This is a genomic window from Vibrio sp. 2132-1 (assembly GCF_033344315.1).
In genome coordinates, this window is record NZ_JAWPON010000236.1 from 1 (window position 1) to 778 (window position 778).

At 48.8% G+C, this 778-nt stretch carries 2 protein-coding genes; both read right to left on the bottom strand.

Annotated elements, in window-relative coordinates; all coding sequences use genetic code 11:
- On the bottom strand, positions 1–505 hold a 505-nt coding region (locus R8N47_RS24650; RefSeq protein WP_318186029.1), incomplete at its 3' end, for a cation diffusion facilitator family transporter.
- Between the two features lie 115 nt (positions 506–620).
- On the bottom strand, positions 621–778 hold a 158-nt coding region (locus R8N47_RS24655; protein ID WP_318186030.1), incomplete at its 5' end, for a Spy/CpxP family protein refolding chaperone.

Below are 778 nucleotides of genomic sequence, written 5' to 3' on the forward strand. Positions count from 1 at the left end.
CTAGCGCGACCATGATCGCCCCGTTCATGTATAAATCCGTTTGATAGTGCAACGAATCTGCCGCGATTGCTTGGCTGCCCGTGATGCGCACCACGCGTTTCTGGAACATGACCAAACCAAACGTCACCATCATCGCAAACAAGGAGACATACACACCCAGCTCCGGCGCGTTCAGCTCGTGTGGTCTGAAGAAACGATCGATACCGTTGAGGATCAAAAATACCGCAGAACCGGAGATAAACATCGCCTGTGCCAACGCAGCGAGAGACTCGGCCTTACCATGCCCAAAAGTGTGTTCTCTGTCGGCTGGTTGCAGCGAATAGCGAACCACCACCAAATTCACCACTGAAGCGGCGATGTCCAGCATCGAATCAATAAGCGATGCCAATAGGCTGACCGATCCCGTCACCCACCATGTGATGACTTTTACAATGAGAAGAAGCGTCGCCACTATGGTTGCTGTCCAAGCTGCCGTCGTGACTAAGCGTGCATATTGCTGTTTCATAATCAAAGAGTTAACTCAAACCGTATTTTGAGTATACGTTGAATGCGCGTGAAATCGCCAGATCAAAAAGAGGCAACCTGTGGCTGCCTCTTCATATATATCATCGGATCATGACTTAATTATTGCGGTGTTTTCCCATGCGTTGTTGCATTTGGTCACCACATTCTTGCATGCGCTCGTTTTGCAGTTTTACAAATTCAGCTTTTTGCTCTGGAGTCAGCACGCTCAACATTTGGTGTTTTCTCTCCAGCATTTTCACGCGGTGCTCAGTTT